Origin of the sequence: Bowmanella denitrificans, assembly GCF_002887595.1 — a bacterium.
Taxonomy (GTDB): Bacteria; Pseudomonadota; Gammaproteobacteria; order Enterobacterales; family Alteromonadaceae; genus Bowmanella; species Bowmanella denitrificans.
The window spans coordinates 43988-69923 of record NZ_PEBU01000009.1 but is presented as its reverse complement, the minus strand read 5'-3'; the positions used below and the strand labels follow the sequence as shown (position 1 = coordinate 69923).

22 protein-coding genes are annotated in these 25936 nt (G+C 51.9%); 12 read left to right on the top strand and 10 right to left on the bottom strand.

Features of this window, described 5'->3' with window-relative positions; all coding sequences use genetic code 11:
* Nucleotides 1-108 precede the first annotated feature (108 nt).
* A complete protein-coding gene (gene tsaD / locus CSR04_RS16425) occupies nucleotides 109-1125 on the top strand; it encodes a tRNA (adenosine(37)-N6)-threonylcarbamoyltransferase complex transferase subunit TsaD (RefSeq protein WP_102797406.1) in 1017 nt (338 codons plus the stop codon).
* Between the two features lie 166 nt (nucleotides 1126-1291).
* On the opposite strand, the gene plsY is transcribed toward tsaD, so the two are convergent.
* Nucleotides 1292-1894 (bottom strand): glycerol-3-phosphate 1-O-acyltransferase PlsY, encoded by a 603-nt coding sequence (gene plsY, locus CSR04_RS16420; protein ID WP_102797405.1) that lies wholly within the window; start codon nucleotides 1892-1894, stop codon nucleotides 1292-1294.
* A gap of 158 nt (nucleotides 1895-2052) precedes the next feature.
* On the opposite strand from plsY, the gene folB reads away from it, so the two are divergent.
* The 4 genes from folB to CSR04_RS16400 are packed head-to-tail and all read left to right on the top strand — an operon-like array spanning nucleotide 2053 to nucleotide 4083.
* Nucleotides 2053-2406 carry a dihydroneopterin aldolase gene (gene folB / locus CSR04_RS16415; RefSeq protein ID WP_102797404.1) on the top strand — a complete coding sequence of 118 codons (354 nt, stop codon included), beginning with the start codon at nucleotides 2053-2055 and terminating at the stop codon, nucleotides 2404-2406.
* Nucleotides 2407-2904 carry a 2-amino-4-hydroxy-6-hydroxymethyldihydropteridine diphosphokinase gene (gene folK / locus CSR04_RS16410; protein ID WP_102797403.1) on the top strand — a complete coding sequence of 166 codons (498 nt, stop codon included), beginning with the start codon at nucleotides 2407-2409 and terminating at the stop codon, nucleotides 2902-2904.
* A complete protein-coding gene (locus CSR04_RS16405; protein ID WP_102797402.1) occupies nucleotides 2901-3701 on the top strand; it encodes an undecaprenyl-diphosphate phosphatase in 801 nt (266 codons plus the stop codon). Before folK ends, CSR04_RS16405 begins: the two co-directional genes overlap by 4 nt.
* A 16-nt stretch (nucleotides 3702-3717) precedes the next feature.
* Complete coding sequence (locus tag CSR04_RS16400) at nucleotides 3718-4083, top strand: histidine triad nucleotide-binding protein (RefSeq protein ID WP_102797401.1); 366 nt, start codon at nucleotides 3718-3720, stop codon at nucleotides 4081-4083.
* 51 nt (nucleotides 4084-4134) lie between these two features.
* Here the strand turns inward: CSR04_RS16400 and CSR04_RS16395 are convergent, their stop codons facing one another.
* The 7 genes from CSR04_RS16395 to CSR04_RS16365 form a co-directional block, all read right to left on the bottom strand.
* A complete protein-coding gene (locus CSR04_RS16395; protein ID WP_102797400.1) occupies nucleotides 4135-5913 on the bottom strand; it encodes an IlvD/Edd family dehydratase in 1779 nt (592 codons plus the stop codon).
* Nucleotides 5910-6545, bottom strand: a complete 636-nt coding sequence (locus tag CSR04_RS16390) for a 2-dehydro-3-deoxy-6-phosphogalactonate aldolase (RefSeq protein WP_102797399.1) — start codon at nucleotides 6543-6545, stop codon at nucleotides 5910-5912. Before CSR04_RS16390 ends, CSR04_RS16395 begins: the two co-directional genes overlap by 4 nt.
* A gap of 21 nt (nucleotides 6546-6566) precedes the next feature.
* Complete coding sequence (locus CSR04_RS16385) at nucleotides 6567-7469, bottom strand: 2-dehydro-3-deoxygalactonokinase (RefSeq protein WP_102797398.1); 903 nt, start codon at nucleotides 7467-7469, stop codon at nucleotides 6567-6569.
* A gap of 2 nt (nucleotides 7470-7471) precedes the next feature.
* Nucleotides 7472-8233, bottom strand: a complete 762-nt coding sequence (locus CSR04_RS16380) for an SDR family NAD(P)-dependent oxidoreductase (RefSeq protein WP_102797397.1) — start codon at nucleotides 8231-8233, stop codon at nucleotides 7472-7474.
* Nucleotides 8234-8623: 390 nt separating this feature from the next.
* A complete protein-coding gene (locus CSR04_RS16375; RefSeq protein WP_102797396.1) occupies nucleotides 8624-9331 on the bottom strand; it encodes a FadR/GntR family transcriptional regulator in 708 nt (235 codons plus the stop codon).
* A gap of 77 nt (nucleotides 9332-9408) precedes the next feature.
* A complete protein-coding gene (locus tag CSR04_RS16370) occupies nucleotides 9409-10320 on the bottom strand; it encodes an SMP-30/gluconolactonase/LRE family protein (protein ID WP_146027193.1) in 912 nt (303 codons plus the stop codon).
* A gap of 5 nt (nucleotides 10321-10325) precedes the next feature.
* Nucleotides 10326-11888 (bottom strand): sodium/sugar symporter, encoded by a 1563-nt coding sequence (locus CSR04_RS16365; protein WP_102797394.1) that lies wholly within the window; start codon nucleotides 11886-11888, stop codon nucleotides 10326-10328.
* 251 nt (nucleotides 11889-12139) lie between these two features.
* Here CSR04_RS16365 and lacZ point away from each other — a divergent pair, with 251 nt between their 5' ends.
* The 7 genes from lacZ (at nucleotide 12140) to CSR04_RS16330 (ending at nucleotide 24018) form a co-directional block, all read left to right on the top strand.
* The gene (lacZ, locus tag CSR04_RS16360) at nucleotides 12140-15307 is read left to right on the top strand and encodes a beta-galactosidase, LacZ type (protein WP_245921685.1); all 3168 of its coding nucleotides are present in this window, start codon (nucleotides 12140-12142) and stop codon (nucleotides 15305-15307) included.
* A gap of 51 nt (nucleotides 15308-15358) precedes the next feature.
* On the top strand, nucleotides 15359-17677 hold the full coding sequence (locus tag CSR04_RS16355; RefSeq protein WP_102797393.1) for an aminotransferase class III-fold pyridoxal phosphate-dependent enzyme: 2319 nt from the start codon (nucleotides 15359-15361) through the stop codon (nucleotides 17675-17677).
* Nucleotides 17678-17713: 36 nt separating this feature from the next.
* Nucleotides 17714-19246 (top strand): L-piperidine-6-carboxylate dehydrogenase, encoded by a 1533-nt coding sequence (gene amaB / locus CSR04_RS16350; RefSeq protein ID WP_102797392.1) that lies wholly within the window; start codon nucleotides 17714-17716, stop codon nucleotides 19244-19246.
* 767 nt (nucleotides 19247-20013) lie between these two features.
* Nucleotides 20014-20439 (top strand): hypothetical protein, encoded by a 426-nt coding sequence (locus CSR04_RS16345; protein WP_102797391.1) that lies wholly within the window; start codon nucleotides 20014-20016, stop codon nucleotides 20437-20439.
* A gap of 328 nt (nucleotides 20440-20767) precedes the next feature.
* On the top strand, nucleotides 20768-22042 hold the full coding sequence (locus CSR04_RS16340) for an FG-GAP repeat protein (protein WP_245921683.1): 1275 nt from the start codon (nucleotides 20768-20770) through the stop codon (nucleotides 22040-22042).
* 912 nt (nucleotides 22043-22954) lie between these two features.
* A complete protein-coding gene (locus CSR04_RS16335) occupies nucleotides 22955-23305 on the top strand; it encodes a hypothetical protein (protein WP_102797389.1) in 351 nt (116 codons plus the stop codon).
* A 176-nt stretch (nucleotides 23306-23481) separates the two neighbouring features.
* Nucleotides 23482-24018: a nucleotidyltransferase family protein gene (locus tag CSR04_RS16330; protein ID WP_102797388.1), complete on the top strand. Its 537-nt coding sequence runs from the start codon at nucleotides 23482-23484 to the stop codon at nucleotides 24016-24018.
* A gap of 339 nt (nucleotides 24019-24357) precedes the next feature.
* On the opposite strand, the gene CSR04_RS16325 is transcribed toward CSR04_RS16330, so the two are convergent.
* Both CSR04_RS16325 and CSR04_RS24770 read right to left on the bottom strand, forming a co-directional pair.
* Entirely contained in the window at nucleotides 24358-25647 is a 1290-nt protein-coding gene (locus CSR04_RS16325; RefSeq protein ID WP_102797387.1) for an NAD(P)/FAD-dependent oxidoreductase, read from the bottom strand.
* Complete coding sequence (locus tag CSR04_RS24770; protein ID WP_146027192.1) at nucleotides 25605-25895, bottom strand: hypothetical protein; 291 nt, start codon at nucleotides 25893-25895, stop codon at nucleotides 25605-25607. The genes CSR04_RS16325 and CSR04_RS24770 overlap by 43 nt, the downstream gene beginning before the upstream one ends.
* Between the last annotated feature and the right edge of the window lie 41 nt (nucleotides 25896-25936).

The following is a 25936-nucleotide window of genomic DNA, read 5'->3' as shown; positions in this document are numbered from 1 at the left end:
ATTATAAATAAAGCTAGGTTAGGGGGATCTATCCGCTGCTTGAGCATGGAGAAATTTACCCCACCGGGTTAGAATTCGCCCCTTCGAACCGACTAAGAAGCTGATTTCATGCGCATCCTGGGAATAGAAACCTCCTGTGACGAAACAGGAGTAGCCATATATGACGACGAGCTGGGGCTATTGTCCCATGAACTTTATAGTCAGGTAAAGTTGCACGCCGATTACGGTGGTGTGGTGCCTGAGCTGGCGTCCCGCGACCATGTGCGCAAAATCATTCCTCTGATTAAAAAGGCGTTGGCTGATGCCAATACCTCGCCAGAACAACTGGATGGGGTGGCGTTTACCCAGGGGCCGGGTCTGGTCGGCGCTTTACTGGTCGGCTCATCTGTCGGTCGCAGCCTGGCTTATGCCTGGAATGTCCCCGCTGTCGGCGTGCATCATATGGAAGGGCATCTGCTGGCCCCTATGCTGGATGAGCCTGCACCTGAATTCCCATTCGTCGCCCTGTTGGTTTCCGGGGGACATACTATGCTGGTGCAAGTGGATGGTATTGGCCAATATCAGATGCTTGGCGAATCGCTGGATGATGCCGCCGGTGAGGCGTTTGACAAAACCGCTAAGTTACTCGGTCTGGATTATCCTGGCGGACCGCTGCTGGCCAGACTGGCTGAGCAGGGTACCCCCGGACGCTTTGTGTTTCCCCGCCCCATGACCGACAGACCGGGGCTGGACTTTAGTTTCAGCGGCCTGAAGACCTTTGCCGCCAACACCATTCGCGATCAGGGCGATGATCCTCAGACCAAGGCGGATATCGCCATGGCCTTTCAGCAGGCGGTGGTGGAAACCCTGGTGATTAAGTGCCGCCGTGCTCTGGAACAGACCGGTTTAAAACGCTTAGTGATTGCAGGTGGGGTCAGTGCCAACAAGGCTTTGCGCGAGGCGTTACAAGAGATGACGCAAAAAGCCAGGGGCCAGGTTTTTTACCCCAGGCTGGAATTTTGTACTGATAACGGCGCTATGATTGCTTACGCCGGTATGCAGCGTCTGAAAGCCGGTCAGCACGAAGGCCTGAGTGCCAAAGCCAAGCCGCGCTGGCCGCTGGAGAGCCTCGAACCTGTAAGCTAGATGTTGTCAGAACAAAGTCGGCAGTTAGCTGAATTAAGTGGTCAGATGGCAGAAATCAGTTGACAGAGAGCTAGGGCGGGTCAGATTGCCAACTGCCAACTGCCAACTGCCAACTGCCAACTGCCAACTGCCAACTGCCAACTGCCAACTGCCAACTGCCAACTGCTCACTCAAGCGTCTTACCTTTATCCCAAATCCGCCCTTCCTGGCCTTTAAACAGTCGCACAATATTACTGCGGTGGCGGGCAATAATCAGAATAGACAACATAGTCACCGGAATACTGTACTGGGGCTTAATAAACCAGGTAAAAACTGGCGCCAGACCGACGGTGATCAGCGCCGCCAGCGACGAATAACCGGTAATAAACACCGTGGCTATCCAGGTGGCTATCAGCAGGCCGGACAGATCCAGGCCGATGGGTAACATTGCACCAAGGGCAGTGGCCACAGCCTTACCGCCTTTAAAACCAAAAAACAGCGGGTAAATATGCCCGAGGCAAGCGGCGATAGCGATAAAGCCCAGATACAAAGGTTCAATACCGAGGAAATAGCTGCCCCAGACCGGAATGGTGCCTTTCAGAATGTCACACCAAAGGGTCAGAAAAGCGGGAAAGCGGCCGCCAATGCGATACACATTGGTTGCACCGGGGTTACCAGAGCCCTGTGAGCGCGGATCCGGCAGGCCAAACAGTTTGCAGATCAGCACGGCGCTGGAAATGGAGCCTGCCAGATATGCTGCCGTCATCATCAATAAGGTCAATGCCGTCATTTGCTTTGTATGATCCCTTGTGTAAACTTGCCCGCCAACGTTATTTGGCCTGACTGGGCTAAATGAAATCCGTCCCGGCTGGCGAGCACTCGCTTCGCCTACAGGTAGATTACCTGAAAAGGGGGGTTATCTCATCATTTCTACTGGCCTGATGTGTTATGGACAAGATTTATATTGAGGGGCTTGCCCTGCAATCGCTGATTGGGGTGTATGACTGGGAGCGCACCGCGCCGCGCCCCCTGTTGGTTGACCTTTGTCTGTGGGCCGACCTGCGACAGGCGGCACAGTCTGACAAGGTGGCAGATACCATTGATTACGCCAAGGTAGCCGAATGCCTGGAGCAGGTGGCAGCCAGCAGCAGTTTTGAATTACTGGAAGCCCTGGCATCCTGCATGTTGGACAGGCTATTTGCCGAATTCCCGGTGCTCAAAGTCAGCTTGAAGCTGAGTAAGCCGGATATTCTGGCTAACGCCAGCAATGTGGCCGTGAAACTGACCCGGACCCGCACTTAGATGGCGCAGATCTATATCAGTCTTGGCAGCAATGTGCAGCGGGAAAAACACACCCGCGCCGGGCTTGACGCACTCTTTGCGGCCTTTGGCACTTTGCAATTATCCAGCTTGTTTGAAAGTGAAGCGGTTGGATTTGCCGGGAAGGCCTTTTTCAATATGGTGATCGGTGCACAGACCCGGTTGTCAGTGGACGAGGTGGTGAAAACCCTGAAAGCCATCGAAGCCAGCAATGGCCGTTTGCAAGGCGACAAGAAATTTGCCCCCCGCACTCTGGACCTGGATCTGCTCTTGTATGATGATCTGGTACAGGGTGAACCTTTGACCCTTCCCAGGGCGGAAATATTACACAATGCCTTTGTCTTGTGGCCGCTGGCAGAGCTGATTCCGGCTCGCCTGCATCCTCAAACACAAACCTCTTATGCGCAGCTTTGGCAGGACTATGACAAGGACAGCCAGAAGCTATGGAAAGTAGAATTTAACTGGAAACCTTCACTATGACGTTGCTTGAAATCATCGTACTGGCCCTGATCCAGGGGATTACCGAGTTTTTACCCATTTCCAGCTCAGGGCATTTAATTTTGCCTTCTGCGCTGTTGGGCTGGGACAATCAGGGCCTGGCTTTTGACGTTGCCGTGCATGTGGGCAGCCTGCTGGCGGTGGTGTTGTATTTTCGTCAGGATATTCTGCGCTTAATCAACGCCTGGTTATATGCGGTATTTAAAGGCCAGCATAGTGAACACAGCCGACTGGCCTGGTGGGTTATTGTGGCAACCATTCCGGCGGTGATTTTTGGCTTTGCGTTTAAGTCTGCTATCGAGATTTATTCCCGTTCGGCCCTGGTCATTGCGGTGACGACCATCGTATTTGGTCTGCTGCTTTGGTATGCCGATGCCAAGGCCAAACAGCATAAAAATATTTTTCAGTTAACCTGGAAAAGCGCACTGTTTGTTGGTTTTGCTCAGGCTTTGGCAATTATCCCGGGCACGTCCCGTTCAGGTATTACCATGACGGCTGGATTGATGGCCGGACTGGATCGGGAAAGTGCCGCCAGATTTTCATTTTTGCTGTCTATTCCCACCATTCTTGGTGCGGGATTGCTGGTGTCACTGGACCTGGCGGCCAGCGAACATGCGGTTGACTGGCAGGCGATGCTGTATGGCGCGCTTTTCTCCTTCGTCAGTGCCTATCTGTGTATTAAGTTGTTCCTGACCTGGATTTCCCGCATTGGTATGCTGCCATTTGTAATCTACCGACTGCTGCTGGGTGTGGTATTGTTAGTGTTCGTGTTTAGTTAATTGCCGGGACGCTGTTATGTCAGACACCTTGTTTACCAAGATTATTAACCGGGAAATTCCCGCCGAGATTATTCATGAAGATGACTTATCACTGGCCTTTAAGGATATTAATCCCCAGGCGCCGGTGCATTTTCTGGTGATTCCCAAAAAGCCCATCGCCACTATCAATGATATTGAAGAAGCCGACCGCGAGCTGGTCGGGCATTTGTATGTGGTGGCTGCCAGGCTGGCCGAGAAAATGGGCTTTGCCGAAGAGGGCTACCGGGCGGTAATGAACTGCAACCCTTATGGGGGCCAGACCGTTTATCATTTGCACTTGCATGTGCTGGCCGGAAAACCCCTTGGCTGGCCGCCTTATCAGGATAAGCTGAAGACGGCCTGATTGGGTCAGGATTAGGGGCTGGTTGTCTATAATCGAAAGATAAAACAGCCCCTAGTGCGAATGACGGGGTAACTTGTCGCGCAGACGGCGGTATTTGAGCATATCCACAAATACCGCTCCTTCATCCAGATTGGACACTTTGGCCCGGTAGATTTCCTGCCACCAGGTCTGGTTGGCCGGATACTGGCTTTGCAGGTCCAGCTCGGCGCGACGCTGAGCCAGTTCCTCGCTGCTTATTTGCACATTCACGCTACCCTGATTTAAATCCACCATTACCAGATCGCAGCTTTTCAGCAGCGCCAATCCGCCACCATCGGCCGCTTCCGGCGAGGCATTCAGAATAGAAGGCGAGCCAGAGGTACCGCTTTGACGGCCATCACCCATGGTGGGCAGTGAGCTGATACCGCGCTCCAGCAAGGCCTTGGGCGGCTGCATATTGACTACCTCTGCCGAACCGGGATAGCCCTTGGGCCCGGTATAGCGCATCACCAGAATGCAGTTTTCATCGATATCCAGTTCAGGGTTGTCAATCTGGCTGTGATATTCCTCCGGGCCGTTAAACACAATTGCGCGGGCGGTAAAACAATTTGGCCTGGCCGGGTCAGATAAATAACGCTGACGGAAGTCAGCATCAATGGCCGAGACTTTCATAATCGCCGAATCAAACAAGTTACCGGACAGCACCATCAAGCCAGCTTGTTGTTTAACGGGCGAGTCAACCTGATAGATTACGTCGGTATTGTACAGCGGTGCGCCCTGGCAATTCTCGCCAATGCACTTGCCGGTAACCGTCAGGGCCTGGGCGTTAAGTAAGTCAGCCTGCAGTAACTGGCCGATAACGGCGGGTAAGCCACCGGCATTATGAAAGTCTTCGCTCAGGTATTTACCTACCGGCTGGCAGTTGACCAATTGCGGAATATGCTGGCCCACCGCCTGCCAGTCCTGAATTTTTATATCCACACCGGCATGCGCGGCGATGGCATTGATATGAATAGGCGCATTGGTGGAACCGCCCAGCGCAGAGCACACCCGGATAGCATTTTCAAACGCATCGCGGGTTAATATTTTCTCTGGCGTGAGGTCTTCCCACACCATCTCTACAATTCGCTTGCCGGTATGGTAGGCCATTTGCGCCCGCTCGCGGTAGGGCGCCGGAATAGAAGCACAGCCAGGCAGCATCATACCCAGAGCTTCGGCCAGGCAGTTCATGGTCAGCGCCGTGCCCATGGTATTGCAATGGCCGCTGGAAGGGGCCGAACTGGCCACTTCAGCGATAAATTCGTTGTAGTCGATATCACCTTTGGCCAGGCGTTTTCTGGCATCCCAGATAATAGTCCCGGAGCCGACACACTGGCCTTTATAGCGGCCATTAAGCATCGGCCCCACCGAGTAAGCGATGGCAGGAATATTAACGCTGGCTGCGCCCATCAGCAGGGCCGGGGTGGTTTTATCACAGCCGGTGGTCAGTACTACGGCATCAATAGGGTAGCCATGCAGCACTTCAATCAGCGACAGACATTGCAGATTGCGATCCAGCGCCGCAGTGGGGCGACGGCCGGTTTCCTGGATGGGATGCACAGGAAATTCAATGGGAATACCGCCTGCATCGCGGATACCGGCTTTTAAACGCTCGGCCAGCTCAATATGGGCGCGGTTACAGGGCACTAAATCTGAGCCGGTCTGGGCAATACCAATAATAGGTTTACCGCCTTGCAGCTCTTCAATGGTTAGGCCGTAGTTCAGATACTTTTCCAGGTACAGGGCGGTCATATCCGGGTTGGAATCGTCGTTAAACCACGCTCGGCTACGCAGTGAAATGTCCTTTTTCATGCCTGATTCTCCTGGGGCTGACTAAGGGAAATAAAACGGTTTATCAAGGTTTCGGCATTGTGCTTAAAGGCCTCAACGCTGATGCCGGGCTGATAGAGCGAGCCGCCCAAACCAAAGCCCCGGCAGCCTGCGGCCATATAATCGGCCATATTGCTGCTGGTAACGCCGCCAACCGCACAAACCAAAGTACCGGCTGGCAGAATAGTGCGAATAGCTTTAATCACCGCGGGTGGAGTGAGTTCGGCCGGGAAAAACTTCAGCGCGTCGGCGCCGGCGTCCAACGCAATTAATGCTTCAGTGGGCGTGATGCAGCCTGGCATACAGTACATGCCCGCCTGTTTGGCGGCGCGAATTACGTCGGCATTGGTATTGGGGGCCACCATCAGCTTGCCACCTACTGCGGTAACCTGCTTAACCTGTTCCACGCTAGTCACTGTACCTGCACCAATCAGCACATCCTGGCCAAACTCTTTGGCCAGTAACTCGATGGACGCCAACGGTGTGGGCGAATTCATCGGAACTTCGATCATCTGATAACCGGCATCCACCAGAATACGCCCCAGACTCAGGCACTCGTGCGGTTGAACTCCTCGTAGGATGGCAACCAGCGGCAGGTAAGAAGACTCAGACATGTGCTACCTCTGAAAATAGGGTTACTGGCCGGTGGCCAGGCGGTACAGGCCGGCTAATACCGCCTGTTCGCCGGAGATGGTCCGGCAGGGTAATTGGTAAAACGCCAGCGCCTGCTGGTAACGTTGGGTCAGTACCTCAGAGCCGACCAACAGCAGTGGTTTATCAGCACTGAGCAGCCCCGGCTCGATCAGTGCCCGGCGGGCGCCCTGGATTTCAGCGCCGATAATCAAACCGGACAAATAACTGCCTGCCTGCTGTGGGCGCATCTGGCCGGTAACCACGGCGGCTCTTGGGCTAAACAGCAGATGGGATAATCCACGTATATCTGCGGCTTGTTCCAGGCCGAGTAAAAAAGCGGGTTCATCATGTACCTGGATATCGCATACCCCAGCCAGCGAGCTGTGTTTGGTTAACAAGGCAAAGAGTTCGCCGCTGAAGAAGGTGGAAAATGCGGTGATGCTGCCATATTCGACCCGGGCCCACTTGCTATGAGTACCTGGCAGACACAACAAGGCTTCGTTCATTTCGGTTAACTGCAAAGCGCCGATAATTTGAGTTTCCTCACCCCGCATCACATCCATCAGGCCGCTGTGACCGGCGTATTGCAGACCGGGCACCAGTTGCATATTAGGGTGTAGCTCGCTGTGCAAACTTGTCAGGGCAGCAGTGATATCTTCAGCCCCGGCAGGGCAGGGCAAATAAGGCACTTCCTGCCAGCCATTGCGACTGCCAACCATACCGGCCATGATGACTGTGGTGGACTGCGCCAGCCAGGGGCCGCAATGGGCTTGCAGATAATCCGCAAAACCCTGGCCCTGAAAGCTCAGGATGCCCTTTTGTGTGCTGAGCTTAGCCAGAATGTCGCCCGCGGCATTCAGATGCCAGGCGCGAAAACTGCTGGAGCCCCAATCAATGGCAAGCATGTTTATACACGTCCGCCGTCGACCACCAGGGCCTGGCCGGTCAGCATTCGGGAAGCTTGCGATGCCAGAAACAGCGCGGCTTCGGCAATATCCTGTTCTTCAATACAATCCTTAAGTGCTTGCTGCTCCAGGCACTGTGCCACCGCTTCCGGGGTTGCCCACAACTGTTTCTGACGCTCGGTCATCACCCAGCCTGGGATCAGGCTGTTTACCCTGATACCACTTGGCCCCAGTTCACGGGCCAGAGCCTTGCTTAACCCCAAAATAGCAGACTTGGCCGCTACATAGGCCGGGTAGCCGGTCAGGCCCAGCAAGGCTGAATTCGAGCCGATATTGATAACACTGCCACGGCCCTGATTGGCCATCAGTGAGGCGACCGCCTGGGTAGCAAACAGATGTGGGCGCAGGTTGATATTCAAACTATCGTCCCATTGTTCTGGGGTCAGGCTGGCCAGGCTATGACGGTTATCCGAGGCAGCGTTATTGATCAGCACGTCCACCCCGTCCATCTCTGCACAGGCATTTTCGATACAGCGCTGCAAGGCACTAATGTCACGGATATCACAGGATTGAAAATAGGCCTGGCGTGAATAGTCGGCCTGTAATTGGGCGTTCAACGCCGCTGCGGCTTGCGTTTGTATGTCCACAAAGGCTACCTGTGCGCCTTGCGCAATAAAGGCCCTGACCAATGCGGCACCTATACCTGAGCCGCCGCCGGTGATAAACACCCGGGCGTTGGAGAGATCGCTATATTGTCCGAACATCAAAGCCTCCTGTGCATCTACCATGCATCTCAATATATTATTTATAATATAATTATACGTTGGTCAAATCAACCTGCTAACTTGTCAGTATAAGAAAAATAACCCGGCCGCAAGGACCTTAAATAACTGTCTGGTTTTAAAAGGAAAAGCCTGAATTTCTGCGGACGCAGAAAAACTGCCGTTGCAGGGCGCTGTTCAGGCTATTCAGAACGATAGGTTGTGAGACAAAGAGCATCGAGACATCCTGCTCTGTGTAAGGACGGCGATGTAAATCATTCAACTGAGAAATACGCTGACAGCGGCGCAGTGCGAGGAGTCAGGCTACAGACATCCCAGTCTTCAGGCTGCGCAGGTTGCTTCTATGCTGCCAACAGCTGAGCAGCGCTTATCTCAGGCCTTAATCCGGCCTTCAATTAGTTGCAGGGCCTCAGCTTCCATGGCGTGCGAGGTTTGATGTGCAAGCGGCGCATCACCGGCCGCAATGGCATCGTATATCTTACGATGTTCCTCATAACTGGCGGTATCGACGCCTTTAAACTGGTTAGTAAAGCGAATGCTGACTTTAAGGGCCGTTTCAATAAAACTGCGCAATTGCATAAAGAACGGGTTTTTGCTGGCACGCAGGATAGCTGAATGGAAGTCGATATCGGCTTCCAGTGGGTCTTCCAGGCCTTCCTCGGCGGCTTTCATCCGCGCCAGGGCATTACCAATGGCCTTAATATCTTCAGGTTTGGCATTTTTGGCGGCCAGTGCCGCCGCTTCGGGCTCAATGGCCAGACGCAGTTGCAGAAAATCCCGCAGGGTTTGCAGGCTGGGGGTGCTGGATAAGATCCAGTCCAGCACATCGGGATCAAACAAGTTCCAGTGTTCCCGGCTTTGTACAGTAATGCCTTTGCGTGGGCGCGACACCAGCAAGCCTTTGGCTGCCAGCATTTTTACCGCTTCGCGGGTGGCGGTGCGGCTTATCTGATAGCGGTTACAGATTTCTGCTTCCGATGGCAGCCCTTCACCCACGGCAAATTGCTCGCGCACTATGGCTTTACCCAGCTCATGCACCAGTTGGTGGGTGAGATTATTATGATTGGCTGTTTGAAGCATGCATTGCCACCGTATTTATATACTATTTGTATGTTAATGGAGTCAGGCGATGGATACCAGATTTCTGCCTGATTTTCCTACACTTGTTTATTGAGCAGGGCCCCGGCTTTAAATTGGGGCTCGGCCAAAGCCTGTGCGTCGACCGCAAAGATAAACAGGTCGCCAGCATAAGGCTCTTTGGTACGCTGGCTATCACTGAGCTCATCCCAGGCACTGGTGACAAACAGCAAGTTGCCCTGTTTTCCACCCAAGGCTACGCAGGTAGGCTGGCTGACCGGTAAATTCAGTTGCCCAACAGGTTTACCAGAAGGGCTGTAGCACACCACGCGGCTGCCGCCCCACTGGGCATTCCATATTCTGCCCAGGCTGTCCACACAGGCACCATCCGGACTGGCGCCTTGCTCTGTTTGCACAAATTGCTGCCCTTGCTCGGGCATATCCACAAAACGATAACGGCGAATCAGGCCAAGGGGAGAGTCGGCGTGATACATCTGCCTAGCATCCGGGCTCCAGCATAAGCCGTTGGAAATACTTATGCCGTCAAATGCCCGGGTCAGCTCCCCTTGTGTATCCAGTCGATACAGACTGGCACTGGCTTTTGCTGGATTGGCCTGTGGGTTTTCCACCATGGAACCAATCCAGAAATTGCCATCCGGGCCGACTTTGCCGTCATTAAACCTGTTGCCTGGCAGGTGCGATTCACCATCGTGTAACCGTTGCACCTCACCCGTTTCTGGCCAATAAAAGGCCAGGGCATGCACAAAAGCCACCAACAGGCATCCGGCAATATCTGTAAAGCCAAAGGCGCTGATGGCAAACGGCGGTTCAAAGTGCTGCGTTTGATTATCTGTCAGGCTATGCCGGTACAAACCACCACCTTTGATATCTGTCCAGTACACAGAATCTGTCGCCTGATGATAAAGCACCCCTTCGCCAAGCCGGTTTTGTACCGGCAGGCGGGCTATTAGTTGGGCTGGTGTTGTTACCATCAAACTTACCACCAGGTGATATATAGCGCGGCCAGGATCGCAGTGACGGCCAGGGTGGCAACATTGTAGGAACCCGAAGTGCTGAACTGCACACCATCAAGCAGATTCTGGCCCCTTGCCTGGGCATTGCGGTCCAGTTTGGAGACCAGCATGGCTAACAGCAGGCAGCTAACAAACACCACACCAACCCGGTCAATAAAGGGTAACTGTGGGGCCAGCACTTTCAGTGCCAGGGACAGGGCAAATGAGCCCAGCGCCGCGGCCATGGCACCTTTTGCCGTTGTTTGCTTCCAGAACATACCCAGCAAGAACAACACGACAATACCTGGGGTAAAGAAACCGGTAAATTCCTGAATATACTGGAAGGCCTGATCCAACTGGCCCAGCAACGGCTGCGCGCAGATCACCGCCAGCAACATGGCGACCACACTGACAGTGCGGCCCACCCGCAGATAATGGCGGTCGGTTCTGCTCTGACGATAATGGGTATAGATATCCATAGTGAAGATCGTTGAAATACTGTTGGCCATGGACCCCAGCGAAGACACGATGGCCGCCACTAGCGCGGCAAACACAAAGCCTTTAATACCTTCTGGCATCATACCCAACAGCATAGGGTAGGCTTTATCGGCTGGCTCCAGACCTGGGTGCAGCACAAAAGCAACAATGCCCGGCAGCACCACAATAATGGGCATCAGTAGTTTCAGGAAAGCGGCAAACACTATGCCTTTCTGCGCTTCTTTAAGATTTTTGGCCGCCAGCGTGCGCTGAATAATGTACTGGTTAAAGCCCCAGTAAGACAGGTTCATAATCCACATACCGCCAACCAGCACCGACAGGCCTGGCAGGCTCATATAGTGCTCATGTTCCGGGGCCAGAATCATATCGAACTTTTCCGGGGCCTTATCCAGCAAGGTCGTGAAACCACTAATCATACCGCCATCGCCCAGCATACCCAGGGTGATATACGTCAGCAGCAAGCCACCGGCGACCAGTACTACCACCTGAATAATATCGGTGTAGGCCACAGCCTTCAGGCCACCGTATAAGGAGTAGGTCAATGACAGCAGGGCCAGAAAAACCAGCCCTACCGTCATATCTATCCCGGTAATGGTATTAATGGCCAGGGCGCCCAGCCACAGGATGGAGGTGAGATTAACGAACACATAGACACCCAGCCAGAATATGGCCAGAGTCAGACGCACCTCATGACCAAAACGCTGCTGTAAAAATTGCGGCATGGTATAAATACGGTGCTTAAGAAAAATCGGCAGAAAGTATTTACCGACAATAATCAGGGTAATGGCTGCCATCCACTCATAAGAGGCGATAGCCAGGCCAATGGCATAGCCTGAGCCCGACATACCAATAATCTGTTCGGCGGAAATATTGGCGGCAATCAGCGACGCGCCAATGGCCCACCAGGGCAGGCTGTTACCGGCCAGAAAGTAATCCTGGGTGTTTTTTTCATGGCCGGCTTTTTCCCGTGACACCCAAAAGGCCACGGCAACCAACATCACCACGTAGGCGGCGAACAGGGAAATATCGAGTGAAGACAGGGACGACATGCTTAGCTTACCCGGTTAACGTATAGATAACATTCAATGTATTATTTATAGTATTTATTTACAACTAAATTTTATTGGAGCTACGGGCAAAAATGCTGCCGGGCCCTTATTTGTTGCGGTTTTTCCGGCTGTTGCTGATATAACGCAATGCGGGCAATGGCCTGTTTGTTATGTTAATCGACTTGATATCCTCTTGTCAGTGGGTTAAATATTTGTATTATAAATAGCATTAATTGATATCAGAGGTTGTTATGAAAAAAATCTCCAGCCTGGTGCTGGCCGGTATCCTGTGCTATCCGGCCATGGCCACGCCCCGCGCACCATGGGAAGATCATCAGGTATTTGCTATCAATAAGCAGGACCCGCGTGCCAGCGGCTTTGCCTATTCCAGTGTTGCCGCCGCCCTGACCGATGATTATCAAAACAGCGCCAACTTTCTTTCCTTGAATGGCCTGTGGCAGTTTAATTGGCAACGAAGCCCCAAAGATGCGCCGCAAGGGTTTGAAAAGCCGGGTTTTGATGACAGCGACTGGACACAAATTCGGGTACCGGGCAACTGGGAAGTGGAAGGCTTTGGCCACCCTATTTATCTGGACGAACGCTATCCTTTTGACGCCAAATGGCCGGATGTACCCAAAGACTATAACCCCATAGGTTCTTATCGTAACAGCTTCGAGTTGCCGCAACACTGGCAGGGCAAGCAGGTATTTATTCATGTGGGCGGTGCCCGCTCCTCGCTGGAGATCTGGCTGAACGGCCAGTACATTGGTTTTAGTCAGGGCGCCAAAACCCCGGCCGAGTTTGACTTAACCCCTTATTTAAAGCCGGGCAACAATCTGATTGCCATGCAAATCCGCCGCTGGACCGACGCCAGCTACCTGGAAAGCCAGGATATGCTGCGCGTCTCGGGCATAGAGCGTGATGTGTATTTATACGCCACCCCCAAGCAGCATTTATATGACTTCCATGTCAGGCCTACCCTGAACAGCGCCCTGGATGAAGGAAAACTGGCCCTTGAAATGGATTTGCGTAACTACGCCGACCCGGCGGCGGTGTCGGTAGAATACCAACTGCTGGACCCCAGCCGCGAAATGCAACAAGTCGCCAGCGGTGAACAGTCGGTATTGCTTAACAAAGCTGCCAATGTGCAGTTTGCCGCCTCAGTTAAAAAGCCCCGGCTATGGAGCGCCGAAACGCCGAATCTGTACACCCTGGTGATGACCATCAAAGATGCGGACGGCCAGGTACTGCAAAGCGTACGCGACGATATCGGCTTTCGTAATATTGCCATTGAAGGCGGTCAGTTAAAGGTTAACGGCAAGGCCATTTATATTCGTGGTGTAAACCGCCATGAAACCGATCCACGCCGCGGCCATGTGGTCAGCCGCGAGTCTATGGAGCGGGATATTAAGTTGATGAAGCAGCACAATATTAATGCGGTGCGCTCCAGCCATTATCCTAATGATCCGTACTGGTACGACTTAACCGACAAGTACGGCATGTACGTTATTGACGAGGCCAATATTGAGTCGCATCCGCTGGCCATCAATAAAGACACCCAGCTCGGCAATGAAATGAGCTGGCTGCCAGCCCACCTTGAGCGTACCAGGCGGATGTTCGAGCGGGATAAGAACCACCCGTCCATTATTGTCTGGTCATTGGGTAACGAAGCCGGTGAAGGCAAGGTGTTTGAAGCTACCTACAAATGGCTCAAAGAGCATGACGGCAGTCGCCCGGTACAATATGAACCGGCTGGCACCGAGCATTACACCGATATTTTTGCCCCTATGTATCCGAGCATTGAACGGCTGGAAGAATACGCCAAAACGCATAAGGATCGTCCCGGCATTATGATTGAGTACGCCCATGCCATGGGTAACTCGGTAGGTAATCTGCAGGATTACTGGGATGTGATTGAAAAGTACGATGTGCTGCAGGGCGGCTATATCTGGGACTGGGTAGACCAGGCGCTGGAATACACCAATGACAAGGGCCAGAAAATCTGGGCCTACGGCAAAGACTTCCACCCTGAGCTGCCTACCGACGGTAACTTCTTAAATAACGGCCTGGTCAATCCAGACCGTGAGCCGCATCCGCATTTGCTGGAGGTGAAAAAGGTCTACGAGCCGGTGAAATTCAAGGCGCTGGATATCAGCAAGGGCCTGTTTGAAGTGCGTAATAAGTTTATCTTTGCGTCGCTACAAGGTTATGACCTGGCCTGGCAGATTGAAGCCGACGGCGAGCTGATTGCCAAGGGCCGTGAGCCCATGCCGCAGGTGGCCGCTGGCAGCACCGCTAAGGTGAAGCTGGCCTTGCCAATGCTACCCAAATCAGCCAGCCAGGAATATATCCTGACCTTATCGGCACGTTTGAATCGCCCCATGGGGCTGCTGGATGATAATCACGAAGTGGCCTTTGAGCAGTTTGCTTTGCCGGTAAAAACTGTTTACCTGCCACAACCTGTGGTTAAAGCGCAGGCCCTGAGTATAGACAAAGGCAGCGATCTGCTAAAAGTGGGTAATCAGCAGGTACAACTAGCCTTTGACGCGAAAGCCGGTTGGTTGAGCCAGTATCAGGTGCAGGGCAAGGCGCTGTTAAAGGCGCCGCTGAAAGTGAATTTCTGGCGTCCACCCACGGATAATGATCTGGGCAATGATATGCCGCACTGGGCCGCCATCTGGCAACATGCCGAAGACCGACTCAAGCTGCAAAGCCTGGCCAGCAAAACCGTGAAAACCGAGGTGTTGGTGAGTGCCCTTTACCACAGCCCGGATTTTAAAGGCAGCTATCAGGTGCAGTACCGCATCAGTGCTGATGGCCGGGTGGCGGTAAACAGCAAGCTGGATCTGGCCGAAGGACAGGAACTACCCAAATTACCTAAGTTCGGTATGCAACTGCAAAGCCCGGGTGAGTATGGTTTTGTTAGCTGGTTTGGTCGTGGCCCCCACGAGAGTTATGCCGATCGCTACCGCTCAGCGCGGGTGGGCTTGTATCAGGCCCAGGTGCGCGATCAAATTCATCATTATGTGCGTCCGCAGGAAAATGCCAATAAGCAGGACTTACGCTGGATTGCCCTGACCAACGAGCAAGGTGCGGGATTACTGGCAGTGGGCGAGCAACTGATGTCGGGCAGTGCCTGGCCCTATCTGCAGTCGGATATCGACTTCTATGCCGGTGACAGCGAAGCCTCGGCCTCGGGCCTGGTGCCGGTGACCAGCAAGCATGGCCTGGAAGTACCGATGCGCGATCTGGTGACCTTAAACCTGGACCACAAACAGATGGGTGTGGGTGGTGACACATCATGGGGCCGCCCGGTGCACGACCAATACAGTGTGCCTGCACAAGATTATCAGTATGGCTTTACCCTAATCCCACTGAGCGCAGGCGATAACCCGGCCCGACTGGCCAGAACCAAATAAACCGGTGGGCCTGTGGGCCCACCTCTTTCGATTTCGTTGATAGGAAAGACTATGACGGCGCGACTTTTGGATGCGGATATTGCTCAGTATGTGGCAGCGCATTATCAGCTAGAGGGGGAGCTGACCCGGCTACCCGGTTACTGCGACCTTAACCTGCGCCTGCAAACCCAGGCCGGTCAGCACTTTATTATCAAAGTGGCGGGAGAGGGCGAAGCGCCGGTGTATCTGGACCTGCAAAATCAGGCCATGAATCATCTGGCCAAGCGTGGTTTGCCTGTACCGCAGGTACTCACTGACACACAGGGTCGCACTTTGGGTGAAATAGCCGACAGCGCCGGTGAGCGTTTTCCGCTTCGGGTGCTGACCTATCTGCCCGGCCAGTTCTATGCAGATCTGCCTAAAGGTCAGGCCTTTGCCAAACTTTGGCAGCAGCTTGGTGAATTTATGGGGCGTGTGGATCAGGGCCTCAGTGATTTTCGCCACCCCGGTCTGAACCGTTACCTGGACTGGGATCTGGCCTTTGGCCTGGAGGTATGCCGCGAAAAGCTGGCGGCCCTGGAAGGTGATAGGCGCAAGCTGGTGGAAGGCTTTTTGCTGCAATACCAAACCCAGGTGAAGCCGTTTTTATCCAAACTGCCGGCTGGCCCCATTCATAACGATGCCAACGACTACAACCTATTGGTGGATGACCTGGCTAACCCCAGCCAGATCAGTGGGCTGATTGATTTTGGTGATATGTGCTTTAGCCAGTTAGTCAATGAGCTGGCCATCACTTGTACTTACGCCATGCTGGATCAGCCTGATCCGGTGGCAGTGATCGGCACTATTGCTAAGGGCTATCATAGCCAGCGAGCCCTTAGTGAAGATGAACTTAACGCACTGCCGTATCTGATTTGCCTGCGTTTATGTGTCAGTGTGTGCAATTCTGCCCATGCCATTCGCCAAAACCCGGACAATGACTACCTGCTGATTTCAGCCCGCCCGGTGTGGCAGGCGCTGGAGCAGTTTAAGCAGTTGGATTTGGCCGTCATCGGTATAAACCTGGTCGCGGAGCTGCTGGGTATTGCCCAAGGTGGGCGCAGCAAAGAAACGCTTATTGCCAGCCGTCAAAGCCATTTCAGCCGTACCCTAAGCCTGAGTTACCAGGAGCCGCTGAAGATTGTGCGTGGTCGCGGCGCCTATTTGTTTGATGAGCAGGGCCGGGATTATCTGGATATGGTGAATAACGTTTGCCATGTTGGCCATTGCCATCCTAAAGTGGTTGCCGCTGCGCAGCAGCAAATGGCCCTGCTGAATACCAACACCCGCTATCTGCACGACAATCTGGTCAGCTACGGTGAGAAATTACTGGGTTACTTCCCCGATAAGCTGTCGGTGTGTTTTCTGGTTAACTCCGGCAGTGAAGCCAATGAACTGGCCTTCCGCCTGGCCCGTTGTGCCAGCCAAAGCCGCGAGCTGTTGGTGGTGGACGGCGCTTACCATGGCAATACCAATGCCTGTATTGACGCCAGCCCGTATAAGTTCGACGGCCCTGGCGGGCAGGGGGCGCCGGCCCATGTACATAAAGTGATGTTGCCTGATCCCTACCGTGGCCCCTATGCCGGTTATGACCTGGAAACTGGCCAGCAATATGCCGCAGATATTCAGCGGGTGCTGGCAGAGTTGAATTGGCAGGATAAAAAGCCAGGTGCCTATATCTGTGAATCGGTACAAGGTGTGGCCGGGCAAATTGTAATGCCGCAAGGCTACCTGGCTTCGGTGTACGAACAAGTACGTGCGGCCGGTGGCATCTGTATTGCCGACGAGGTGCAGATTGGCTTTGGCCGGGTGGGAGAGGCCATGTGGGGCTTTGAAACTCAGAATGTGGTGCCGGATATCGTCACCTTGGGTAAACCTATTGGTAATGGTCACCCAATGGCGGCGGTGATCACCAGCCGCGAGGTGGCCGAGGCCTTTGTTACCGGCATGGAATACTTCAATACCTTTGGCGGCAACCCGGTATCCTGCGCCATCGGCCAGGCGGTGCTGGAGGTGATTGAAGAGCAGCAACTGCAAGCTCACGCCAAACGCATCGGTGATTATCTGCAAACCAAGCTGAGGGATATGGCCGGTGAGTTTGAACTGATTGGTGATGTGCGCGGTCTGGGCTTGTTTATCGGTGTGGAACTGGTCACAGATCGAACCAGCAAAGCCCCGGCCACGGCGCAAACCAAAAACCTGATCGAACACTTTAAGGCCCAGCGCATACTGCTCTCCAGTGAGGGGCCGTTTAACAATATTCTGAAGATCAAACCGCCCATGGTATTTGGGCAACCTGAAGCAGACCGCTTCCTCGATACCCTACGCAGCGGTCTTAGGGGCCTGGGTTAATAACCCCGCCCGGTAACGACAAGAAGAGGATTCAAGATGGAATTTCTTAAGCAACTTAACCTTGGCAGCAGCAACGCCGGTGCCAGTACCGGTCAGGCCTGGCTGGCCGACAGCAGCGCAGCACAACTGGCCATTCACTCGCCGGTTGACGGCCAGCTAATTGCCAACGTCAGCCTCTGCACCCCAGCTCAATACCAGCAGGTGATTGAGCAGGCCCAGCAGGCCTTTGTGGCCTGGCGACAAGTCACGGCCCCGCAGCGCGGTGAAATTGTGCGTCAGATTGGTCAGGCCCTGCGCGAATACAAACAGCCACTGGGCGAGCTGGTGTCCTATGAAATGGGCAAATCCCTGCAGGAAGGTTTGGGTGAAGTGCAGGAGATGATCGATATCTGTGATTTTGCCGTGGGCCTGTCCCGCCAGCTGTGTGGCTCGACTATGCACTCCGAACGGCCGCTGCACCGTATGTACGACCAGTACCATCCGCTGGGTATTGTCGGGGTGGTATCTGCCTTTAACTTCCCGGTCGCGGTGTGGTCATGGAATGCCATGATTGCTGCCGTTTGCGGCAATGTCACGGTGTGGAAGCCGTCTGAGAAAACCCCGCTGACCGCGATTGCCTGTCAGCATATTCTAAAAGATATTCTGGCCCGCAATAACCTGCCAGAAGGCGTGTTCTCACTGGTAGTGGGCACCGGTGCCGAAATTGGTGAGCTGATGCTGGACGACAAACGTATTCCGCTGATGTCAGTCACCGGCTCTACCCGGGTAGGTCGCCATGCCGGTCAGAAAGTCGCGGCCCGCTTTGGTAAAAGCATTCTGGAACTGGGCGGTAATAACGCCATTATTATTACCCCCAATGCTGATTTAAAAGTGGCCATTCCCGGCGTGGCCTTTGGCGCCGTGGGCACGGCTGGTCAGCGCTGTACTACCACCCGTCGCGTGATTGTACATGAGTCGGTGTATGACAAGGTTAAAGATGCGCTGGTGGGGGCCTATGGCAAGCTGCGCATTGGTAACCCGCTGGATCAGAATAATCATGTGGGGCCGCTGATCGATAAAGCTTCAGTTCAGGCCTTTAGCGCGGCGCTGGATAAAGTGCAGAGCGAGGGTGGCAAGCTGCTGTGTGGCGGTGAAGTGCTAAGCGGTAAGGGCTACGAGTCGGGTTGCTATGTCAAACCTGCCATTGTTGAAGCCGAAAATCACTACCAGATGGTGCAGGAAGAAACCTTTGCACCGATTCTGTATCTGATCAAATACAGCGGCGACTTACAGCAGGCCATTTCCTTGCAAAACGATGTGGCCCAGGGCCTGTCGTCGGCCATCTTTACCCAGAATATGCTGGAAGCCGAACAGTTCCTGGCCCACTGGGGCTCGGACTGCGGGATTGCCAATGTGAATATCGGCACCTCCGGTGCTGAGATTGGCGGCGCCTTTGGTGGCGAGAAGGAAACCGGCGGTGGCCGTGAATCCGGCTCGGATGCCTGGAAGGCCTATATGCGTCGCCAGACCAATACCATCAACTATTCCACTGCGCTGCCACTGGCACAGGGGATTAAGTTCGATTTGTAATAAATTGAAAGGTTAGGTTGGAAGCCGGGCACTGCCCGGCTTTTAGTTGGGATGCGCAGCCACTTTTGCAAAGAATTTTCTGAATTTTGCCCGGCAGACAGCTAAAGATTGTTCAATCTGGCTCCCGAGCAGATTCATTCGACCGCTACAGGTAAATAAATCTGTTTCACCACGAAGAACACAAAGTGCACGAAGGGTTCTTCAAGCTAAGCTAATGCTCCGCAGATGACCAACCGACTTTTGATTAGTGCAAGTGCGAGGATTTCAGAATTGATGCCACTTTGTGAATTGTCGAATTGGACTAAGAGCAGATGTTGGACAGTTAAACCTCGTAAGGTGATTGATCTTGTATGTTCCGTTTAATTCGCTGTTATAACCCTTATAGGAACTAAACACCTAATGGGTGTAAAAGAGCAATATGGCGATGAAGACCTAATTTAGCTAAATTTCTTTTTGTTCATTGTTATTATAATTTAGGTCTGTTTTAGTGACGGAGTTTTCTTTGTGTCTCATTTGGTAGTAACCAATGTTACTTCATAAGTTGCATCCGAAAAGGCTGTATTCTGTTTTTCATCTATAATATGTGATTTTTTTAGGTTTCATTTTCTCCGTTTTTTTAGTTGCAGTTATTTATCCTGTAGATAAACTTTGGTATGAAAGAATCCAAGGTAGAAGGTTGTAGGGAAAGTCTTTCTAGTCAAGCGCGTGTTATAGTTAGGCGCTTCTGAGTGTTAGTTTAGAGTTGGGCATAAAAGGAATGTTTAAGTATGGATTCGCGATTTAACATACCCACAGATAATATCTACAAATTCTATGCGCTTTTTGGTCTGGCATTTTGCTTAGGAGCTCTTTCAATGTTTGTTATTGCCTATAATTCACATTTCGAGAGTACAACCAAACTATCTATGGAACTAGCAAAAATTGACTCTTTAGAGTCCACAACAGACTTAGAAAAAAGGCAAAAGAAAATACTTGAGAAACAGATAGAGATAGGAACTTCAAATAAAAATTTCTACATGAAGGTTATAGGTGTTTCACTAGGTTCCGGCATTGTCATTATGATATTCGGGTTCGTAAGATGGCACTATAAAGTCCAACGTCAAATAGACAAGATGAATACACTAAAAATCAGGCAGCTAGAATCTGAACTATTAAAAATGGAAAAACGGGTTCCGTTTCGTCGCAGGGGCTAAGATGCTTAATAAGTGAGTCTCTCCAAGTTAGTGAAAGTTACAACGGCGGCATGTTTCTTGAAAATATTGATGCAGGATAAGGCCGCATTCCTGATCCTACCTACAGCAACATAAGTGCATGTGTCTTTAGGTGTCTATTCTCTTCCTTCGTGTTCTCTGTGTGCTTGGTGGTGAGGTATTGTCGTTCGAAAGTCCTGTAGATCGCGACTCTGCACTCGCATTACTGTGGCTTTGAAGTAACAAGATATGTCTATCCATAAGTGTTGGTTGAACTGCGCTCGCAGATACATTTACACTCAGAAATCTTATTAGAAATCAGAGGGATTGGGTGAAAATCATCAATAGCGTCAAACTGCACCTTTGTGCAGTCCTTAGCTTAGTGGCAGGCGATAGCCTGGCAACGCAGACCATGGTTTTAGCAGAAGATGGCAAGGCCGAGGATTACTTTGGCTACAGTGCGGATATCGATGGCACAACGCTGCTGGTGGGCGCCTATAAAGCCGATATTCATGGGGTCACCGATGCCGGGGTCGCGTATGTCTATGTGTTAGGTGACAAAGGTTGGCACCAACAAGCCAAACTCGTTGCTGATCCTATTTTCGCTGACGATACCATTGGCGGCAAAGTGGCAGTGAAAAACGATGTGGCCATGCTCGGCGTGATGGGAAGGGATGACAAAGGCAAAGACTCGGGCGCGGTAATTTCTTTTGAACGCGCAGCCAATAGCTGGACACAGAAGCAGATTTTTACCGCACCTGATGCAAAACCAGGCGATGCGTTTGGCCAGAGCGTTGCGCTTACTGATAACTACCTCGTTATTGGTGCCCCGCGTAACGACGCCCTGGGCGAGGACTCCGGCGCGGCGTACATTTACCAGCGGAAAAACGGCGCATGGCGCTATCAAAGCAAAATCATCGCCAGCGACGGCGCGGCAAAGGATTTGTTCGGCATTAGTGTCGCAATTGACGGCAATACCATACTGGTTGGGGCAGATTTGCATGATGAAAAAGCCGAAAACGCCGGGGCCGTATACGTTTATGTGGTGAATAACCACCAGTGGCAACAACAAGCTAAGCTGGTGGCCTCTGATGGCGGTAAAACCGATATTTTTGGCGTCAGAGTCGCGATTTCAGGTGACAGCGCATTAATCTCGGCAAGGCGAGACGATATTGAAGAATTAGGGGTGGATGCCGGATCAGCCTATCTCTTTGTGCGAGAGGGCAATACCTGGACGCAAGAGCGTAAATTGGTTTCACCAGATGGTGCGGCAGACGACAGATTTGGCCGCGGTGTAGCGTTAAGTGGCGATACCGCGATTATCAGTGCCATGAATCATGATGCCAATGGCACCGACACGGGCGCGCTATATGTTTACAAAAAAGGCCCTGACGGCTGGCGTTATACCAGCAAGGTTGTGGCTGAAAACGGTAAGCCTGGTGACCAATTCGGCTGGAATGTGGCGCTATCAAAAGGTACTGCCGTGATTGCCACCCCCCACCACGATGCCAATGGCCAGCAGTCCGGTGCGGTATATGTACAAGATTTAAATGATGATAGTGGTTCTAATGTGCAGAACGCTGTTGTTAAAGCGGTGGAAAAATAAGGCAAAACTGCGCATAGGATTGCGCTCGATGTGGAAGACATTACCCTTGGCGAATCAGCTAAAGCTGTTTAATTTGGTTCCAGACCCGATTCAGTAGACCACTACAGGTAAATAACTCTGTTTCACCACGAGGAAGCCTTTCTCGCAGAGCCGCCGAGCGCCCAGAGTAATTAAAAACAGTAAATGGTTGAGTGGGCTTTTCTCTGTGCCCCCCCTGCGTCACAGCGAGGGGAATTTTAATCTCGGCCAGAGGCCGGTTAGCGCTTTTTCCTGCAGTTCATGGCTGTCCATTTTATGACCGCGAAGGGCGATAGAGATCGCCCACTCTTCGTGCTTTTCTGATCTTCGTGGTAGATAAATAATTACCTGGAAAAGGCCAAATACCTGACCTCTGTGCCATTACTGCTCAGCTAAAAAGCGGCATCTTCTAGTCGAGTCGTTCCGGACGACGACTTGTCCCCCTTTCCACTGCTCTCTGAACCGACCGGGAATTTTTCAGCGGGACGAAAGCGGTAGGGGCATCATCGGTTTACTTAATAAATCGATGTACTACAGAAAATCTACGAATTCTTGATTACTGCCAGTGCGAGGATTTTGTGCTTAGGGCATCTAGTGATAATGGCTTGAAGTTGTGGGTTCAATATGAGAGGGCAGCATCAACCGTAAGTATCCTTAAGTACCCAACATAACGAAGCAGATGGTGTGAATACATGCAGATATGAAGCCGCATAACAATAAGTGTATGGACCAAGTGCGTCTTTCCTCGGCACCTCTTAGTGCAACCTAAAAAACTCTTACTGGGCAAAGGCTTATAAGCATGCTAAAAAGTGACCTTGCAAAAGTGCGGCGAAGCACCTTGTTTAAACGCGGCGCTTAGCCCTCTGACAATATTGTAATATGCAAAGGATGTTCATGTTCAGGTTCTTAGTTTTTAGTTCTATGCTGGTGGCCTCGACTTTTTCTGCTCATGCCAAAGGTGACTGTGATATTTCGGGAATTTGGAATCACTCTGCTAAGCCCGCAAAACTACTAATTGATTTAGACAAAGCTGAGGCCACTGTCTATTCCCATGACAACAATAAAAAAGCAATTGGATTAGTTGTTTTAAAAGGCGTAATGCCAACATCAAATTCTTCGTTATGGGATGCGCAGATGTATAGTGCAGCAGATGATTCATTTGTTGATGTTCGAATAACTTCAAAAGGTTGCAATCAATTAATTGTTAGTTATGACGGTGAAGAGGTTTTAGGGCTTGTCAGGTAAATTTGCATGTAACAATAGCCATCAAAACGCCATTCTGCGGCTCGTGTGATCTTTGACTGGCCAAAAGGGCGGCTAAATTAGACAACCTACACAAGTTAGATCTAAGTGCAGCATAGTAAGTAATAACGATGCGCCAAGTCGCACCGCTTTCTGAAGTGTCATAGCGCAGGGTAACGATGGATAAAATCGTAGAGTTAATCAAGCTAGACCCAATCAGAATGGAAGTCTTGAACTATGTATACCAACTAAGATTACCGCAGTGCTATATCGCTGCGGGTTTCGTACGAAATTTAGTGTGGGACTCATTGCATAAATTCGAAGTCTCAACTCCCCTGAATGATGTTGATGTGATCTACTTTGACCCTACTGAGTCTACCCCTGATGCCTATTTGAAGTATGAAACGCAGCTAAAAGCCCTTATGCCCAAGCTCAACTGGCAAGTGCGCAATCAGGCGATAATACATAAGCGTAATAGTGATGAGCCTTATCAAAGCTCAGTTGATGCAATGAGTTATTGGCCCGAAAAAGAAACAGCAGTCGCAGTTCGTCAAATAGGTCTATACCAGTATGAGTGTGTAGCTGCTTTTGGGTTTGAATTGCTATTTAATTGCTGCGTTACACATAATCCAAGAAGGTTACGAGAAATCTTTGAAAATCGTGTAAATTCAAAAGGCTGGTTAGCAAAATGGCCCTTGTTGAGAATTTCGCCATAATAAGTAACAGTGGCTCAAGGTCAGTAATTTATAAACTCAAATGGCGGCTGGTTTAATGAAATTGTGATCGGCAGCATTCTTTACCCACGGTCTTCTTCGTTCGAAGAAATTGCCCAGATCACTATCAACTTGGCGTTGCATTAAAACTTTCACCACGAAAAACACAAAGGAGCGTGGCTCCAGGCCTTTCTTCGTGTTCTCTGTGTGCTTCGTGGTGATTAATCGCGTTTTTCGTCTCGCCACAGAAGGCAAAGAAGCGCATCAAAATCTCGTGACCGTGATAATAATGTACACCTCTTCGTGCCCTCTGTGCCTCTGTGGTTACAATACAAAATTGTATCAATGCAACTTAAGCTTAGGCCGCACTGCGCGGTTGATTTTCTCCACCAGGATCATCAGCATGCCTTTAAACCAGCCGTGAATGGCTACCTGATGCATACGGTACAAACTGATATACACAAAGCGGGCGATACGGCCTTCAATAAACAGGCTGTTGCCGGTTAGGTTACCCATCAGGTTGCCCACGGTGCTGTAACGGCTTAAGTTCACCAGCGAGCCATGGTCTTTATATTGGTAATCCTTAAGGGGTTTACCTGCGCGTGCACGCATAATATTGCCCGCCACCAGTGAAGCCATCTGATGGGCCGACTGGGCACGAGGGGGCACCCAACTGCCGTCTGCCTGCTGGCAACCGCAGCAATCGCCAATCACATACACATTGTCCAAGCCTTTAGCCTGAAGCTGCCCAGTAACGACTATCTGTTGCAGGCGGTTTAGCTCAAATATGCCCAGTGCCTGGATAAAATCCGGGGCTTTAACCCCAGCCGCCCACACCATTAAGTCGGCGCGAATGGTTTTATCCTCGGCGGTGAAAAAGCCGTTTTCCACTGCGGAGGCCACCTTGGTACTTTCCAGCACCTCAACCCCCAGTTTAATCAGTTCCTTGCGCACGGAATCAGAAATGCGTTTAGGCAGGGCCGGCAATATACTCGGGCCTGCCTCAATTAAACTGATGCGCAAACGGTTGGCATTAATTTGCGCCAGACCGTAGCGCTGGGCCAGGGCGGCCACATGGTAAAGCTCGGCCGACAATTCCACGCCTGTGGCACCGCCGCCGACAATGGCGATATGCAGATCTTCATGATTACCGGTTTGATTAACCCGCACAAAGTTATTGATCAGCGAACGGTGAAACTTGTCGGCCTGTTGGGGGGAGTCGAGAAAATAGCAATGCTCCGCCACCCCAGGCGTGCCAAAGTCATTGGACACGCTGCCAAGGGCCAGTATCAGCTTGTCATAATGCAGATGGCGTTCGGCCACCACCATATCGCCGTCTTCATCAAAGATGGCAGCCAGACGAATGCTGTTGGCCTGCGTGTCCAGGCCGGTCATTTCGCCGTGCTGAAACTGATAATGGTGCTTGGCACCGTGGGCGCTGTAAGCCACACCGTCGGTGCTGGTGTCCAGCGAGCCACTGGCCACTTCATGCAGAAGCGGCTTCCAGATATGGCTGGTGTTTTTGTCTACCAACACAATCTGCGCCAGTTTCTTTTTACCGAGTTTATGCCCCAGCTGGGTGGCCAGCTCTAATCCTCCGGCACCTCCCCCGACAATAAGGATAGTTTCCATGGTTGTACTCCAAAGTTAAGGATCTGTTTATGTTTGCCATCGGCAGGACAAATGCCGTGCTCAATTGAGCGGGGGAAACCAAAAGCAAAGATAAACAGCCTGAAGGCCGTGGGTGGGGGTAAGAAGGAAAGCGTATATTGCATACCTGCATAATAAGGGCATGAGAAAGGAAAACCCATGCCTGGCGTGCGGATAAATGCAAAAAAGTTGTAAGTAAAACTGACCTGCATTTTAACGGTGACGTTCAAATCTTTGTCACACTGGTCGGATAAGCTAGCGCGACAAATTT